1 protein-coding gene and 1 pseudogene are annotated in these 804 nt (G+C 40.4%); one reads left to right on the top strand and one right to left on the bottom strand.

Annotation, left to right across the window (positions count from 1 at the left end):
- Positions 1-204: pseudogene (locus R7O13_RS25960) on the bottom strand (AraC family transcriptional regulator); the annotation flags it as partial.
- A 168-nt stretch (positions 205-372) separates the two neighbouring features.
- Between R7O13_RS25960 and R7O13_RS25955 the strand changes: the two are divergent.
- Positions 373-618 (top strand): hypothetical protein, encoded by a 246-nt coding sequence (locus tag R7O13_RS25955; protein ID WP_318305086.1) that lies wholly within the window; start codon positions 373-375, stop codon positions 616-618.
- The last annotated feature ends 186 nt before the right edge of the window (positions 619-804 follow it).

The following is an 804-nucleotide window of genomic DNA, read 5'->3' as shown; positions in this document are numbered from 1 at the left end:
ACCAGGCGCGATCAATAGCATTTGGTTGTGAGTCACTTCGAATTCGTGATGACCAATATGCAAACTGCCAGTGAAGTGTCGATGGATGACCAACTGAAACACATCATCGTGAAAATGGAGGTCGTACTCTTTCTCTACCTCATCAATGCGACGATAGCGCCAAGAAAAACCTGGTCTCTGCGGTACTTTTTCGATGTGCGCCATTGGCTACTCCACAAGATAGTATTGTTTCACGCTCAAATAATATCAGTATTGCCGACATAATCTTCATCACGCCGAAATAGTATTGATATTAAACGGCATACTATCAACTTGGTGTTGTCTCTCTCCTTATTCTTGCCTTGTAAAGACAAGCTAACTAAGGAAGCTTTGATGAGCCACTTCACTATCAAGCTACGCCAAATCCTGCACAAGACACGCGATGAATGGGCAAAATTCGCTATCAGAGAAATGGAAATCCCACCTAACACCATCGCCAAATTTTATGGTTACAAATCGAGTTGTGATCTTGAGCAAATTCTTAAACAAGATGAAAACGACGCCAATTCGGACATTTGCTCGACACCTTGTGCGAGATCTCTCACAAGCAATGTAAGCAAAACGACCATCTTTGACTAAGACAAAATCAAAAAATGCATATAACCAATTGAAAATTAAAACTTATAGTATTTTTCATAATATTCGCTGCCAAAGTTTTTTTACCTAGCTGATTGAGAGTAATCAGCAAAACATCAATACTGATTGTGTCGACAGGATGTTGGCGGGAACAGGAAAAAGCCTAAAGGATTGGGTATCTTCAGGATG

Source organism: Vibrio sp. Y176, from assembly GCF_033438945.1.
Note: the sequence above shows the minus strand (reverse complement) of the source record. Positions and strands in the feature narration are given on the sequence as shown.

Excerpts from the sequence above, each read along its gene's own strand:
- R7O13_RS25955 (WP_318305086.1), top strand. The coding sequence starts at position 373 with ATGAGCCACTTCACTATCAAGCTACGCCAAATCCTGCACAAGACACGC.